Below are 13,575 nucleotides of genomic sequence, written 5' to 3'. Positions count from 1 at the left end.
TATTGTAAAGTAAAGCACTCTACTTTACGTTCATATATGTTATGAACAATTCATGATTCATCTTTAAAAAACATTATAGAGGTGAGAAACAATGGGTAAACGAAAAGCAAATCATACTATTTCAGGAATGAATACTGCATCCGCACAAGGGCAAGGAACTGGCTATAATGAAGAGTTCGCAAATGAACCTTTAACTCCAGCAGAGCGACAAAATAATAAGAAACGAAAAAAGAATCAGTAACGAAAAATCCCAAAAGGTATACCTTTTGGGATTTTCTCTAATGTTTATAACGTAACAACTCCGAAACTGTTACAAATCGATAACCCTGCTTTTTCAGCTCAGGTAAAATTTTCGCTAATGCCGCCACTGTTTGACTACGATCACTTCCTCCATCATGCAACAGTACAATATCTCCACTTTTAGCATTTTTCACAACATGATTTACTATGGATTCAGTACCTGGATTCGCCCAATCACGAGGATCTTGATGCCATGACCATAGAACAATTTGATACCCAGCTTTTTTTGCCGTAGTAAATACAGCATCATTAATATATCCACCTGGTGGACGGAACAATAAAGGTTCTTTCGCCCATTTTTCAAAATATTTCTTTCCATTTAAAATATCATGTTCTAATTTTTCATCTGATGAATTGCTCGCATATAAATGATTCATCGTATGATTTCCAACTTCATGTCCTTCTTTCAACACTTGCTTTACTAAATATGGATTACGCTGAACTCGAAATCCAATCATAAAAAAAGTCGCTTCTGCCTGATATTGATGTAATAAATCTAGAATTTGCGGCGTATATGTTGGATCTGGTCCATCATCAAATGTGATTGCAATAACCTTTTCATTATTTGGCACTTCCCACGTTACATAGCCAGTTGGCTCTAACTCTTTTCGTAACAACATTTTAGCTTCCACTTTATCCACTTGAAATATATGTACTGCACAAATTAAAGAAAAAATTAATAGAATAATTTTTTGTTTCTGCATATTAGCGCTAAAAGTTTTGAGGTTGTTGAATTCACAACAACCTTCTTTCACTTTTCTAATTCATCAACGTTTTGCATTATATTTTGGAGATTACTTTCATATTGCTCAAGTTGTGGACGCTGCGTTTCTGATGCTACTTCAAGTGCATTTTGAATCTGTTCGTACGCCTCTTGAACTTCTTGGCGTAACTCTTTTAAGTCATGGCCGTAATTCGGGTCATTTTTCACAATATTATTGAATATATTTTCCGCTTGAACAACCCCTTGCTGCGCGGCCTGAAAAGCCTGTTGCTTATCTTTATGATATGGCATAACACTTTCCCCTTCCTATATGAGTTAGTCCTATTTATCTTTACCCATTTTCCAAAAAACATTCTCGTATAAATTCTCAAACTTCTCTCATTCTAAATAGGAAGAGGAGGTGTAAAATACAATGGATAAAAACAATAATCAATCTAATCGTCAAAACGAGAAAAAAGGGCAATCTTCTGGACAGCCCGAACCTTTAAGTGGATCTCATAAAGTTAAAAATCGTAATCATTCACGTCAAAAAAATCATGCACATCATGATATGTAAAGCAAAAGCATTCACACACACTGTATCTTTCACATAAAATGTTTATATTTTTCTATTTGTTCTTCACCTCTATTTCATTCATGCATAACATAGTATGAATTGAGATTTTACGGAGGGTGTCTTACATGGGCAAGAAAAAGAAGGATTGTCTTTTTCATGTTGATGGTTTCGAAGAATGGATGGATCAATTTTGTTCTGATTCGTATAGTAACTTTAGTTTTCCAAATCAAATTCATATTGACCTTTGTGAAACAGAACAAGAATACATTTTGGAAACAGATGTACCAAATGCAACTGCACAAAATGTACTCATTAAAAAGATGGAGACAGGCCTAAACATTTGTATACTTTATAAAAACACTTCTTTACAGCGGATTGTTCCTTTACCTACTAATATCATTTATAACAAGATGCTAGCCTGTTTAGAGAATGGATATTTAGCCATTCATATTTCCAAAAACGAAGTTGCCAATGAGCATGAAAAGAAAGTTCTTTTTTCAAATTAAGGATTACTGTAAATTCAAATATAAGCCCCAGTCGCTTACTGGGGCTTATGTTATTTCGCACGTATTTCAATATTAGAATCTCTATCATATCTTTTGTTCAATAAACCTTTTGTAACTAAAAGTACAGGAAATGCTACAGTTGAAAATATAGCTAGCGCTGCAAATACTACAAATCCATTTTGATACCCGTAATAATCGAGAAGTACTCCCCCAAACCAAGGACCAATTACTCCTCCAATTCCTGAAAATCCCATCGCTCCGAAGTATGTTCCTTTCAGATTGGAATCAGCGATCTCATCAATAAATACATCTGTCATTGAAAACATTAATACTTCTCCGAATGTAAAAATAATTGTACATATAGCAGCCCCTAACATGGATTCTACTAGCCCAAACCCAAACAATCCCCCGCTCACAAATAACGTTCCAACCATAATAGACGCTAACGGCGTATACTTTTTACACATTTGAATAACAGGGTATTGAATAACTACTACCGTAATTGCATTTAAAGCTAGCATATATGAGAACAACTTCACTCCATCCTGAAATATATGTGCATTTGCAAAATATTGAGATACTGTCGTCGTTAAATGTGAAAAACCACTATTACTCAAAATAATCCCGACTAAAGCAACTAAAAATACTACATCCTTTCGCAAAATGCGAATTGCATTTAACATTGTAACAGGCTTATCTGTATTTACTTTCTTTTGTTCAAGTGGGTACTTCTTAAATTGGAACGCTAATATAGCTGTATATAGAATGTATACTCCAGCTGCTACTAAAAAAGGGATTGTTGATTTTGCACTTCCGATCTGTAATCCGACAAGTGGGCCAATCGCTACCCCAACATTTATTGCACCGTAACGCAAATTATATACGAGTAAACGATACTCTGGTTTCGTTAAATCTGATAATAAAGCTCTTGATGTCGGTTCAAAAAAAGAACGACATAATCCATTCAAAGCGTTTAATAGAAAGAAACTCAAAACATGCTCTGCAACTGAAAATCCTATAAATACAAACACCCAAACAATCATGGACCATATTATAATCATCTTTCGACCAAATCGATCCGATAAATTGCCCCCAATAAAACTAGCAAACACTCCAACAAGCGCACTCGTTCCAATAATAGCACCGGTCATGCCAGCCGATACGTCTTTAACAGTCGTTAAATAAATCGCTAAAAAAGGAATGCTCATTGAAGTTGCAAACCTAGCAAATAATGTCCCTATAATGATACTCATTCCAAGTGGATGAATATTTTGTAACTTCCCCTTCATCTTTAAACCTACTCTCCCTTTTCTTACATAAAAAAAGAAAGCAAAGGATCTGCTTTCTTTTTCCTTTTTCTATACTTGAGATGTTTATACCCGAGCTGTCCTCGTTATTTCCATATCAATTCCATATGTAAACTGTAGTTCTTTACAAACATCTTTAATCAAAATATCTACATTATACTTTTCATTAAATTCTAAAACAATGCTTTCTACCTCTTCATATGTATACTTATATTCGCCAGTAATTACACTTTTTAAATCAAAGCATTCATTAATACAAAGCTGGACGAGTAATTGTTCATACTTCTCTATGACATCTTCTTTTTTCCAAAGTAACTCCTTTACATATAACCGATCAAATTTCACACTTTCTCGATTACATTCCGTTAAAATCCGGGTCATCTCATTTAATTCTCGATATAATTCGGAAATATTTCTGCTTAAACTAAGCAACTTATCTACGCCGTTTTCATATGGCATTTTCATTCCACCCCCGCATTTTCTTCTTATTATAGCAAGAAAATTTCAAAAATAGTTTCTTTCTTCTGAAATATTAGGAAACTAATTTCAATTGCTTTACAATGAAACTAGCTAACACGAAAGGGGAAAGAAAATTGGAGAAAAAATTATATTACAACGACGCTTATCAGCAAACTTTTACAACTAAAGTTATAAAACAAGAGCATGATACAGAAGGAAACTTATATGTTGTCTTAAATGAAACTGCATTTTATCCAACAGGCGGCGGACAACCACATGACACTGGAACTTTAAATGGTATTCCGGTAATTAACGTTGAAGAAGTAGATGGAGAAATTCGCCATTTTATAGTAGAACAATTACATACGGAAGAAGTAGAGGGTAAAATAGATTGGGAGCGCCGTTTTGATCATATGCAGCAACATACAGCTCAGCACATTTTATCTGCTGCTTTTTGGGATTATTTTAACATACCCACTATCGGATTCCATCTTGGAAAAGAAACGATAACAATTGATTTAGAAACGACAAACCTTTCTATCGAAACTGTTGAGAAGGCCGTGCAAATTGCTAATCAAATTGTTTTTGAAAACCACCCTATTCGTATTGAATGGATGAACTTAGAAGAAGCGAAAAAATTACCTCTTCGCAAAGAACCAACTATGACAGAAAATATACGCGTTGTTATAATCGAAAACTTCGATTATAACGGCTGTGGCGGAACACATCCGAAACATACAGGTGAAGTAGGGCCTATTCAAGTACTAGGATGGGAGCGTAATAAAGGTGGTATACGCTTAACATTTATCGCTGGCTGGCGCACACTTAAATTAATGGGGCAACAACAACAAGTTATGAAAGATGTTTCTAAACAATTGAACAGTAGCGAAACTGACATTCCAGTAAAAGTAGCACAACTTCTTACTTCTCAAAAAGAAAACGAAAAAGCAATACAAAAAATGAATGAAAAATTATTATTTGCAGAGGCAAATGCACTATCACAACAACCTGCAGAAATACATGCTGGAACACTTATCTCTAAAGTATTTATAAATCGCTCTATGCAAGAAATCGCAAAGCTTTCCGCTATTATTACAGAACAACAAGAGCATGCAATTACATATTTCGTTATTGAAAATGAAGACAAATTACAATGTATTCTTGCTTGTGGTAAAGCAGTGATACTCGATATGAATGCTCTTTTAAAAGATGCCCTTCCTTCTATTGAAGGAAAAGGTGGCGGAAATAAAAAAAGTGCTCGCGGCGGTGGGAAAGCGATTATGACTGGGGACGAGTTTTTAAATCAACTTATTTCTTCTTTACAGGCGGCGGTGTAGATTATTTTATGAAGTGGATGTCATTGAACTGTGTGACATCCACTTCTCTTTTCTTCTTCGTGCACAGTAGTACAGTAAATGAAATTATATGAACGATTCTATAAGAAATATCGATTTAATCCTTCCACAAAAAGAACATATGTTTTATAATTAAAGAAAATTATGGAAGAAAGAAGTTGTTATATGCATGCGCCCACCTTTAACAAAGTCTATATCTCTTGAAGATTTCCAAAACTATTATTGGTTAAAAACAGAACTGCAAACATTTTGTCGTGAGCATGATTTACCAGCTGGTGGCTCTAAAATCGAAATAACCGAGCGTATCTCACACTATTTAACTACAGGTAAAATATTAAAAAACAGTTCTCATCAAAAAAAGAATAAAACAGCCGTTTCCCATAAAGAACTTTCTTTACAAACGATCATTACCGAAAATCACTGCTGTAGTGAAGATGTTCGTGCTTTTTTCAAAGAAAAAATTGGAGTAAACTTCCGCTTTACAGTAGCCCTTCAAAAGTTTTTTAAAAAGAATATCGGAAAAACGTATGAAGACGCTATAACGTTTTGGTATGAAGAAAACGAACGTAAAAAAGATCCCGCGTATAAAACAACTATCAGCGCACAGTTTGAATACAATCGTTTTACTCGTTCTTTTTTCGAAGATCCATGCAACAAAGGAAAATCAAAAACAGATGCTATCGCTGCTTGGAACGAAATAAAAGCAAAACCTGGTAGCAACGCCTATATTCCTGAAAAAGTAGAAAACTAGTTAGCTTGCTAGTCTTCTACTTTTTCAAATAAAAGAGCAAGTCCAATTCCCCCACCAATTCCTAATGTCGCAATTCCATATTTCATATGCTCTCTTTTAGCCTGATAAAACAAACGTGTTACAAGCATAGCTCCAGACGCACCGTACGGATGACCAAGTGCTATTGCACCACCATTTACATTTAACTTTTCATACGGAATTTGTAACGTTTGCGCACATGCAACAACTTTAGCGGCGAACGCTTCATTCATCTCAATACAATCAATATCTTCTATCACTAAATTCATTTCTCTAAGTAGTTTTTGTACGGCAAATATCGGACCAGTTCCTGGAAGGTTTGGATCCACTCCAACTACAGCACTACGAACGAAACGAAGAACAGGCTTATATCCTAATTTCCGGGCCTGCCCCTCTTCCATTACAAGAACAGCACATGCCCCGTCATTTACACCACACGAATTCCCTGCTGTTACCGTTCCATTTTGTAAAAATACAGGTTTCGTTCTCTTAATCATTCTTTCATAATTCATTTTTTGCTTTACTGCTTCATCTAATAATCCATTAAAATAATGAGGTAATATCTCTTCTTGTATATATCCTTTTTCTAATGCTTGCAGCGTTCTTTTATAGCTAAGACAAGCATATTCATCTTGCATCTCTTTTGTTATGTTATACTGCTCTGCAACATACTCAGCGGCTAATCCCATATCTGGATCCCCAATTGTTTCAGGCGAAAACCGCGCTCTATTTTGAAAAGGTGACGTACTTGTACTCTCTACTCCCCCAGCGATATAGCAATTACCTGCCCCGCCCCCGATAAAATGACACGCAGTACGAATTGCTTCTAAGCCAGCGCCGCATTGCCGATCAATCGTTAAACCAGGAATATGATAACCGAGCCCTGCTTCTAAAGCAGATAATCTTGCAACATTACCTCCTGGTCCAACAACATTCCCTAATATAACATCATCTATTTCTCTCTCAATTCCTTTACTTAGAAACGTAAGAAGCGGCGCTAGTAATTGCTGAACTTCATAATCTTTCAACATCCCATTTTTCTTACCAATGGGTGTCCTTTTCGCTTCTACAATAACCGCTCTATTCATATATCTTCTCCTGATTTTCAATGATACTTTTTGCTGCATTACGAGCTATTTTCCCGCTACTTGTATAAGGGATGTCATCTACAAAATGCCATTCTTTCGGTATTTTAAAAGATGATAATCGTTGTAGGCAAAAACTCTTTAATTGTTGCTTCGTAGCACTTCCTTTTACGATAGCGACAGGTTTTTCACCCCAATAACTATCTTTTATACCGACAACAACAATTTCTTCAACAGCTGGATGCGTATATAACACACTTTCTATCTCTTCTGGGTAGATATTGATTCCTCCAAATAAAATCATATTCTTCTCTCTACCAACAATATATATAAAGCCTTCTTCATCTTGGTAGCCCACATCCTGCACTGTCATCCAGCCACCTTCGGACAATTGCGGGATTATAGCTCCATCCGATACATAGCCCATAAAAAACTGATTACTTTTTACATAAACAGTTCCTACCTCGCCTACCTGTACTTCTTCTCCTACTTCATTACATATTCGAACTTGTACATTATGACAAGGTTTCCCTACTGAATTCGGTTTTCTTTCACTCTCTTCATCGACCAATGCCGTTACAAAGCTTAGCTCAGACGCACCATAAAACTCATATCTTTTTGCATAAGGAAACACATTCTTCATCTTTTCTTTTGCTTCAGCTTCCCATTTCGCTCCTGACGAAATAATTTTCATTTCACTTTCAATTACTTTATTTTCTTTATACAAAGACTCAAGCATTGTAGGAACTGTATACATTACAGAAATATTCTCTATCTTTATACTAGATAGCACTTGAACTGGTACAAACTTTCTCATTATGTGTACCGTTTGCCCTAAAAACAATGCACTTATTGCTCCATATAAGAATAAAGAATGAACAAGCGTCCCAGCTATTAAAATAGAATCTGTATTTTTCATATAAAAATCATGTACATTGCAATCAAAACTATGTACCCATGACTGTTGAGCACGTAAAAACGCTTTTGCTTTTCCAGTCGATCCTGATGTAAATCCCATATAAAAAGGAGCGTTTTGTACATTTTCTACAGGATTATATGCAGGAGGATAGTTCTCAATCATTTCTTTCCATTCTTCAATCTCAATAATCCTTCCTTCTTCGCACGATATATCACTAAGCCTATACTGCTCCGCCACAATAATATCCGGTTTACTAATCGTTATTCTTTCTTTAAGTTCATCTCGTTTCCATTTTATATCTAGCGGCACACAAACCCATCCAGCCATTGCGGAACCCGCAAATATTTGTAAAAACTCAGTACAATTTTCTAATACAATTGCTACTGTTTTATTCTTCGATTCTTTTTCATTCAACCAGTTTGCTACTTTACAAACTGACTCGAACCAATCTTTATATGTTAACACTCTATCATTTTCTTTAATCGCTATTTTATTCGGTTGTAAAGAGGCATACTTTTTGTATTCTTTTGTAATCCCCATATGTGACGTCCTTTCTTTACAAAATAATAAAGAGAAACACGCAAGTAACGTGTTTCTCCTTTTTCTTATCCTGCATTTGTAATTTTTTTATTCTTCAAAGCAGGCGTAATAATATGTTTCAATGAGCGATGTAATCTTGTCACAAGAATTGCTGCTATAATCGCTTTTATGCAATCCCCTGGTAAAAATACGACACTTACTTTCATCGTTTCCCATATGGAAATATCCATTACGAAAGCTTGGACAATGATACCAAATACATAAACTACGAAAATACCACCAATTATATTAATGCATAATACTTTTATAATAGAAACTTCACGTAAACGTTCAATTAAATAACCAATTACAAATGCTCCTGCAATGTAACCAAGTAAATATCCCGCACTTGGCCCAACAAATACGCCTGGACCCCCGCGTCCACCAGCAAGTAATGGTGCTCCAACTCCAACTATAAGTAAGAAAATAAGCTGACTTAATGCACCGAGACGTGATCCTAACAGTCCACCAGCAAGCATAACACCAAGTGATTGTAATGTAATCGGAACTGGTGTAATAGCAAGAGCAATTGGAGGTATTAACCCTAACACTCCCATAATCGAACTAAATAAAGCGACGAAAACTAAGTTTTTTGTATTCATATTTGCTTCTCCTATTTGTAAACTTGAAATCTATTTTAGATAACATATTATAGGAGTTATATTATCTTTCTATTCACCTTTTGTCAACTTCAATTTAATTCAAGTTAACAAATATAAGTTCAATTATTTCTCTTTATGCAAATGCTCAAGTTCTTTCCGAAGCGCCTGTTTTAAAAACTTCCCAACAGACGTTTTCGGAATTTCCTCCATAAATACAATATCGTCGGGTAACCACCATTTCGCAAACTGTGGCTTTAAAAACTCATATAATTCTTCTTTTGTAACAGTGCTATTTTTCTTTTGTACAACGCAAGCAACTGGACGCTCTTGCCACTGGGGATGAGGAACTGCAACGACAGCCGCTTCAAATATAGCATCATGTGCCATTAGAGCATTTTCAAGGTCAACTGAGGAAATCCATTCTCCACCGCTTTTAATAACATCCTTCGTACGATCAACAATCTTTACGCATCCTTCCTCGTCAACCGTAACGACATCTCCTGTATATAACCAACCATCACGAAAACCTTCGACAGTACGCTCATCGTTATAATAGCTTGCAGCGATCCATGGCGCTCGTAAACATAGTTCTCCCATCTCCGTACCATCCCACCCCACTTCACCATTTGTACCGACTACTTTCATCTCTACACCAGGGACAAGATATCCTTGCTTTGATCTTATCTCAAGTTGTTCTTCATACGCCAAATCTGTTTCATAGCTTTTTAGACGTGCAAGCGTTACGAGTGGACTCGTTTCAGTCATGCCATATGCATGTACGAAAGGAACATTATATTTTTGCTCAAATGCTTTAATAACACTTTTCGGTGCAGCTGCGCCTCCGCATAGTAATCTCGTTATACTAGATAAATCGTAACTATTATTTTCTAACTCCTGTAAAACACCGAGCCAAATTGTCGGCACACCCGCAGCTATCGTTACTTTTTCAGTTTGAATCATTTCTAATAAAATTTTCGGAGTAAACATCGGCCCCGGAAGAACTTGTTTTGTCCCAAACCAAGTAGCGGCAAAAGGAAGTCCCCAAGCTTTCACATGAAACATTGGCACAATAGCCATTGCTGCATCACTTTCCGATAAAGCTGTCGTATCCGCTAATCCGAGTGCCATACAGTGCAACACTGTACTACGATGTGTATAAACAACACCTTTCGGATTTCCTGTAGTCGCTGACGTATAACACATACCAGCAGGTGTATTTTCATCGATATCTTTAACAAATTGGAAATTTGGGTCGCCTTCTTCTAAAAGTTTCTCATAATGATATACAGGCTGAAGTGTAGTTTTTGGGAGCTCATCTTTATCAGTCATAATAATGTATGCTTGTACAGTCGATAATTCCGACTGGATATTCTCAATGAGTGGTACAAGATCTTCATCAATAAGTAAAATACGATCTTCTGCATGTTGAATAATGTATGAAATATGTTGAGGAGATAAACGAATATTAATTGTGTGTAAAACGGAAGCAATACCTGGAATAGCAAAATATGCCTCCACATGTCGATGATGATTCCACGCTAACGTTCCTATACGCTCGCCTTCTTTAATTCCAAGCTTTTTCAACGCACTTGAAAGTCTTCTTGTCCTTTCCCCTAGCTGCTTATACGTTAGTGTTGTAACTGTATCATGTGTCCGTGAAATGATTTCTTTCTTTGGGAATAGTTTTTCTGCCCTTTCCATCATAGAACTAATTGTTAGAGGTACATTCATCATCATATTGTTTACATCCTCCCTTTAAAGCGTTTTCATTTTGTTCATTATAACAGACTTCTACAAATAATTACGAAATTTTTCTGTATTTTCTGAATTATTTCTTTGGAAATAATTCAGAAAATACTAGGAGAAAATATACTAAAATTCTTTCTTACGATATATAAATACCGAAATAAAAAAAGAAAAGATATATAGGGTAACGCCAAATATTGTATATAGAATTGAAACGTATACAGATGAATTTAAATTTGATATTGGAAATTGTTCTATTAGATAGCCAATTACACTTTGTAATCCAAAATAAGTAACAAGTCCCCCACATGCGCCTCCAATTGTAATAGCATCAGATTTTTCTGCTCCAAAAACATAGAGGAGTGGATAGGCTATTGCTCCGGCATTAAGAATGATGAAAGTCCCTAAAGAAACACTCTTAAATATACCATCATCAATTGGTGTATCTGAAACTAAACCATATACATAAAATATGCCATAAGATAATAAGGTACCAATAATTACAACTAAAAAATAGAAAAAGTAATGGCTTTGCACAATATTACTTCTAGTAACTGGTAAAGTAAGTACATATTTTTCATAACCCGACTTACTCTCATATTTAATAACTTCAAGTGCAGGAATCGCAGCAAATAAGATAATGAACGTAGCAATTAAACGGTACATTGAAGCATCACCAAAATAAAAAACGAATCCCGCTCCCAATATCGCTATTCCCATGAACGTAAAGAAAGTTCGATACACTAGGTAATAGTTTGTCAATAATAAACCTCTCATTTATTTTTCACTCCTCGTTAATAAAACACTCATTTCTTCTATCGAGATTGTTCTATGAGCAATCCCACTTGGTAATTTATGTACATCTGATACGAGTACATTGAAATAAGAACCATGGTTCCTCTTTGCCACAACTATATCTTTGTTGATTAAAGTTAGTTGTTCCACGTCAACATCTACAATGGCGTAACTGCCCAAAACATTATCTTTTTCTTCATTCAATAAAATTTCTCCATCTTTTATAATGATAAGGTGGCTAGCTATTTTTTCTACATCACTCATAATATGAGAAGAAAGTAATATACCACCATTACTTTTACTCACAAAACTTTTTAATTCCTCTAACACACCCTCCCTAGATGAAGGATCAAGACCTCCCGTCGCTTCATCTAGGATTAATAATTTTGCATTATGCGACAGCGCAATAGCTATAGAGAGTTTCATTGACATCCCACGTGAGAATCCACCTACTTTTTCATTGGTAGATAAAGAGAAAGTATTAACTAATCGATAAAAATTTTCCCTATCCCAAGATTCAAACATCTTTTCAAAAACCTTATTTAGTTGTTTTATTGTAAGATGAGCTGGTAGATTCATTGCATCAAATACGACGCCTATCTTTTCCTTAATCTTGGCATATTTACTTATATTTTCTTCACCAAATATTTTTACTGTACCGCTATCTTTAGAAATTAATTCTAGTACTGTTTTAAAGGTTGTTGATTTCCCAGCCCCATTATCACCAATAAATCCAACAATTGATCCAGGCGGCACATTGAAGGAAACATCTCTTAAAACAACTTTGTTTCCAAATGATTTACTCAAATTTTTAATTTCTAGAAGGTTTGACATCATTCCACTCCTATCTTAACTTTTAATAAAAAACGAATAAAAATATGTTTTTTCCTATTAAAAATTGTCTACTTTTTCTCTCACTTTCTTTTTCAGTTTAAAAATGAAACGATTACTATATTCTTTATTTTCTACTAAAATCCGATACGTCTCTAACACTCCTAAAACACGAACAAAAAGATAAAACCCGATAGCAATAAGTACAACACAATAAGGATAATACTGCACGAGCTCTCCTGAAGTAATTCGTTTTTTCTCAAATAAAAATGGTATCGCTCCTGCTGCTATGAAACAAAGCCCAACGATTACTACTGCAGCATACTTCTTTTTAATAGTCGCATATCTTTTTGTCAATTCTTTTAAAAAGTTTGGATCAAATAGTAATTCTTCTTTTTTTAATACATTGTATCGACTCTCTTCTATCGTTACAGGTACCATCATCGCTCCAATGCCAAGGACAGCAATAATAATTACAAGGAATGTAGACATTGTTACATCTTCTTTAAATAATAAATACGGTATTGTAGATAAAATAAGCAAACTAAACCCTAATGCGATATATTTAGAAATTTTTTGCCCATATACGATATACCCTTCTGCCATTTCTTTACTTACATAATATCCATGCTCCTTTTCATTACTTTGCTCAGCAGTTTCTTTTAATAAGTAATCAAGAGATATTTCAAATACATTTCCAATCATTATTAGTTTCTCAGTTTCAGGAAAACCTTGACCGTTTTCCCATTTACTAACTGCTTGCCTTGTCGTGTTTAATTTTTCAGCTAATACTTCTTGCGAAAGGCCCTTTTCCTTTCTTAATTTAAATAACTTTTCACCAAATCCCATGTGTGTGTCCCCCTTTGTTTTCTTAACTAAATTGTATGTAAACATTGCTCTTATCTCTATCTTCCTGCGGTTGCACTTTGTCAACTTACGGTTGCGATTATGTTATATAGCGGTTTTGTATACGATTTAGCTGTTTTTTCTATGATTATTACGTTAATAAAATAATACCTCTCAATAACCAATTATAACAATT

Annotated in this window: 16 protein-coding genes; 5 read left to right on the top strand and 11 right to left on the bottom strand. The window is 35.0% G+C overall.

All coding sequences use genetic code 11. The features are described from left to right. The first annotated feature begins 91 nt into the window (after nt 1-91). Nucleotides 92-241, top strand: coding sequence for a small acid-soluble spore protein O (sspO, locus tag ACE38F_RS11240; RefSeq protein WP_016080671.1), 150 nt, complete (start codon nt 92-94; stop codon nt 239-241). A 37-nt stretch (nt 242-278) separates the two neighbouring features. Here sspO and pdaB read toward each other — a convergent pair whose 3' ends face one another. Both pdaB and ACE38F_RS11230 read right to left on the bottom strand, forming a co-directional pair. After that, a complete protein-coding gene (pdaB, locus tag ACE38F_RS11235) occupies nt 279-1,004 on the bottom strand; it encodes a polysaccharide deacetylase family sporulation protein PdaB (RefSeq protein WP_375370880.1) in 726 nt (241 codons plus the stop codon). Nucleotides 1,005-1,051: 47 nt separating this feature from the next. Continuing rightward, nucleotides 1,052-1,315: a hypothetical protein gene (locus ACE38F_RS11230; protein ID WP_002111141.1), complete on the bottom strand. Its 264-nt coding sequence runs from the start codon at nt 1,313-1,315 to the stop codon at nt 1,052-1,054. A 121-nt stretch (nt 1,316-1,436) separates the two neighbouring features. On the opposite strand from ACE38F_RS11230, the gene ACE38F_RS11225 reads away from it, so the two are divergent. Together ACE38F_RS11225 and ACE38F_RS11220 are read left to right on the top strand one after the other, a co-directional pair. Next, on the top strand, nt 1,437-1,580 hold the full coding sequence (locus ACE38F_RS11225; protein ID WP_375370881.1) for a small acid-soluble spore protein P: 144 nt from the start codon (nt 1,437-1,439) through the stop codon (nt 1,578-1,580). Between the two features lie 125 nt (nt 1,581-1,705). Further along, entirely contained in the window at nt 1,706-2,086 is a 381-nt protein-coding gene (locus ACE38F_RS11220; RefSeq protein ID WP_375370882.1) for an Hsp20/alpha crystallin family protein, read from the top strand. Between the two features lie 50 nt (nt 2,087-2,136). Here ACE38F_RS11220 and ACE38F_RS11215 read toward each other — a convergent pair whose 3' ends face one another. Together ACE38F_RS11215 and ACE38F_RS11210 are read right to left on the bottom strand one after the other, a co-directional pair. After that, on the bottom strand, nt 2,137-3,375 hold the full coding sequence (locus tag ACE38F_RS11215) for an MDR family MFS transporter (RefSeq protein ID WP_215553808.1): 1,239 nt from the start codon (nt 3,373-3,375) through the stop codon (nt 2,137-2,139). Between the two features lie 84 nt (nt 3,376-3,459). Further along, nucleotides 3,460-3,852, bottom strand: coding sequence for a hypothetical protein (locus tag ACE38F_RS11210; protein WP_341306131.1), 393 nt, complete (start codon nt 3,850-3,852; stop codon nt 3,460-3,462). Nucleotides 3,853-3,986: 134 nt separating this feature from the next. On the opposite strand from ACE38F_RS11210, the gene ACE38F_RS11205 reads away from it, so the two are divergent. Both ACE38F_RS11205 and ACE38F_RS11200 read left to right on the top strand, forming a co-directional pair. Continuing rightward, entirely contained in the window at nt 3,987-5,189 is a 1,203-nt protein-coding gene (locus ACE38F_RS11205; RefSeq protein ID WP_375370883.1) for an alanyl-tRNA editing protein, read from the top strand. A gap of 187 nt (nt 5,190-5,376) precedes the next feature. Beyond that, nucleotides 5,377-5,958, top strand: coding sequence for a DUF6434 domain-containing protein (locus ACE38F_RS11200; protein ID WP_375370884.1), 582 nt, complete (start codon nt 5,377-5,379; stop codon nt 5,956-5,958). Nucleotides 5,959-5,966: 8 nt separating this feature from the next. On the opposite strand, the gene ACE38F_RS11195 is transcribed toward ACE38F_RS11200, so the two are convergent. From ACE38F_RS11195 to ACE38F_RS11165, 7 genes are all read right to left on the bottom strand, one after another. After that, nucleotides 5,967-7,064 (bottom strand): acetyl-CoA C-acyltransferase, encoded by a 1,098-nt coding sequence (locus ACE38F_RS11195; RefSeq protein ID WP_375370885.1) that lies wholly within the window; start codon nt 7,062-7,064, stop codon nt 5,967-5,969. Further along, entirely contained in the window at nt 7,057-8,520 is a 1,464-nt protein-coding gene (locus ACE38F_RS11190) for an acyl-CoA synthetase (RefSeq protein ID WP_375370886.1), read from the bottom strand. The genes ACE38F_RS11195 and ACE38F_RS11190 overlap by 8 nt, the downstream gene beginning before the upstream one ends. 65 nt (nt 8,521-8,585) lie before the next feature. Beyond that, nucleotides 8,586-9,161, bottom strand: a complete 576-nt coding sequence (locus tag ACE38F_RS11185; protein WP_375370887.1) for a biotin transporter BioY — start codon at nt 9,159-9,161, stop codon at nt 8,586-8,588. Between the two features lie 123 nt (nt 9,162-9,284). Further along, entirely contained in the window at nt 9,285-10,898 is a 1,614-nt protein-coding gene (locus ACE38F_RS11180) for a long-chain fatty acid--CoA ligase (protein ID WP_375370888.1), read from the bottom strand. 135 nt (nt 10,899-11,033) lie between these two features. Continuing rightward, nucleotides 11,034-11,684, bottom strand: coding sequence for an ABC-2 transporter permease (locus ACE38F_RS11175; protein WP_375370889.1), 651 nt, complete (start codon nt 11,682-11,684; stop codon nt 11,034-11,036). Continuing rightward, nucleotides 11,685-12,536 (bottom strand): ABC transporter ATP-binding protein, encoded by an 852-nt coding sequence (locus tag ACE38F_RS11170; RefSeq protein WP_341306124.1) that lies wholly within the window; start codon nt 12,534-12,536, stop codon nt 11,685-11,687. Nucleotides 12,537-12,593: 57 nt separating this feature from the next. Continuing rightward, nucleotides 12,594-13,382, bottom strand: coding sequence for a helix-turn-helix domain-containing protein (locus tag ACE38F_RS11165; protein WP_375370890.1), 789 nt, complete (start codon nt 13,380-13,382; stop codon nt 12,594-12,596). Between the last annotated feature and the right edge of the window lie 193 nt (nt 13,383-13,575).

Origin of the sequence: Bacillus altaicus (assembly GCF_042136375.2) — a bacterium.
GTDB classification, from domain to species: domain Bacteria; phylum Bacillota; class Bacilli; order Bacillales; family Bacillaceae_G; genus Bacillus_A; species Bacillus_A cereus_U.
The sequence above is the reverse complement of the archived record's forward strand: the minus strand, read 5'-3'. Positions and strand labels throughout refer to the sequence as shown.

Coding starts and splice junctions, on each gene's coding strand:
- sspO (WP_016080671.1), top strand. CDS start 92: ATGGGTAAACGAAAAGCAAATCATACTATTTCAGGAATGAATACTGCA.
- pdaB (WP_375370880.1), bottom strand. CDS start 1,004: ATGCAGAAACAAAAAATTATTCTATTAATTTTTTCTTTAATTTGTGCA.
- ACE38F_RS11230 (WP_002111141.1), bottom strand. CDS start 1,315: ATGCCATATCATAAAGATAAGCAACAGGCTTTTCAGGCCGCGCAGCAA.
- ACE38F_RS11225 (WP_375370881.1), top strand. CDS start 1,437: ATGGATAAAAACAATAATCAATCTAATCGTCAAAACGAGAAAAAAGGG.
- ACE38F_RS11220 (WP_375370882.1), top strand. CDS start 1,706: ATGGGCAAGAAAAAGAAGGATTGTCTTTTTCATGTTGATGGTTTCGAA.
- ACE38F_RS11215 (WP_215553808.1), bottom strand. CDS start 3,375: ATGAAGGGGAAGTTACAAAATATTCATCCACTTGGAATGAGTATCATT.
- ACE38F_RS11210 (WP_341306131.1), bottom strand. CDS start 3,852: ATGCCATATGAAAACGGCGTAGATAAGTTGCTTAGTTTAAGCAGAAAT.
- ACE38F_RS11200 (WP_375370884.1), top strand. CDS start 5,377: ATGCGCCCACCTTTAACAAAGTCTATATCTCTTGAAGATTTCCAAAAC.
- ACE38F_RS11195 (WP_375370885.1), bottom strand. CDS start 7,064: ATGAATAGAGCGGTTATTGTAGAAGCGAAAAGGACACCCATTGGTAAG.
- ACE38F_RS11190 (WP_375370886.1), bottom strand. CDS start 8,520: ATGGGGATTACAAAAGAATACAAAAAGTATGCCTCTTTACAACCGAAT.
- ACE38F_RS11185 (WP_375370887.1), bottom strand. CDS start 9,161: ATGAATACAAAAAACTTAGTTTTCGTCGCTTTATTTAGTTCGATTATG.
- ACE38F_RS11180 (WP_375370888.1), bottom strand. CDS start 10,898: ATGATGATGAATGTACCTCTAACAATTAGTTCTATGATGGAAAGGGCA.
- ACE38F_RS11175 (WP_375370889.1), bottom strand. CDS start 11,684: ATGAGAGGTTTATTATTGACAAACTATTACCTAGTGTATCGAACTTTC.
- ACE38F_RS11170 (WP_341306124.1), bottom strand. CDS start 12,536: ATGTCAAACCTTCTAGAAATTAAAAATTTGAGTAAATCATTTGGAAAC.
- ACE38F_RS11165 (WP_375370890.1), bottom strand. CDS start 13,382: ATGGGATTTGGTGAAAAGTTATTTAAATTAAGAAAGGAAAAGGGCCTT.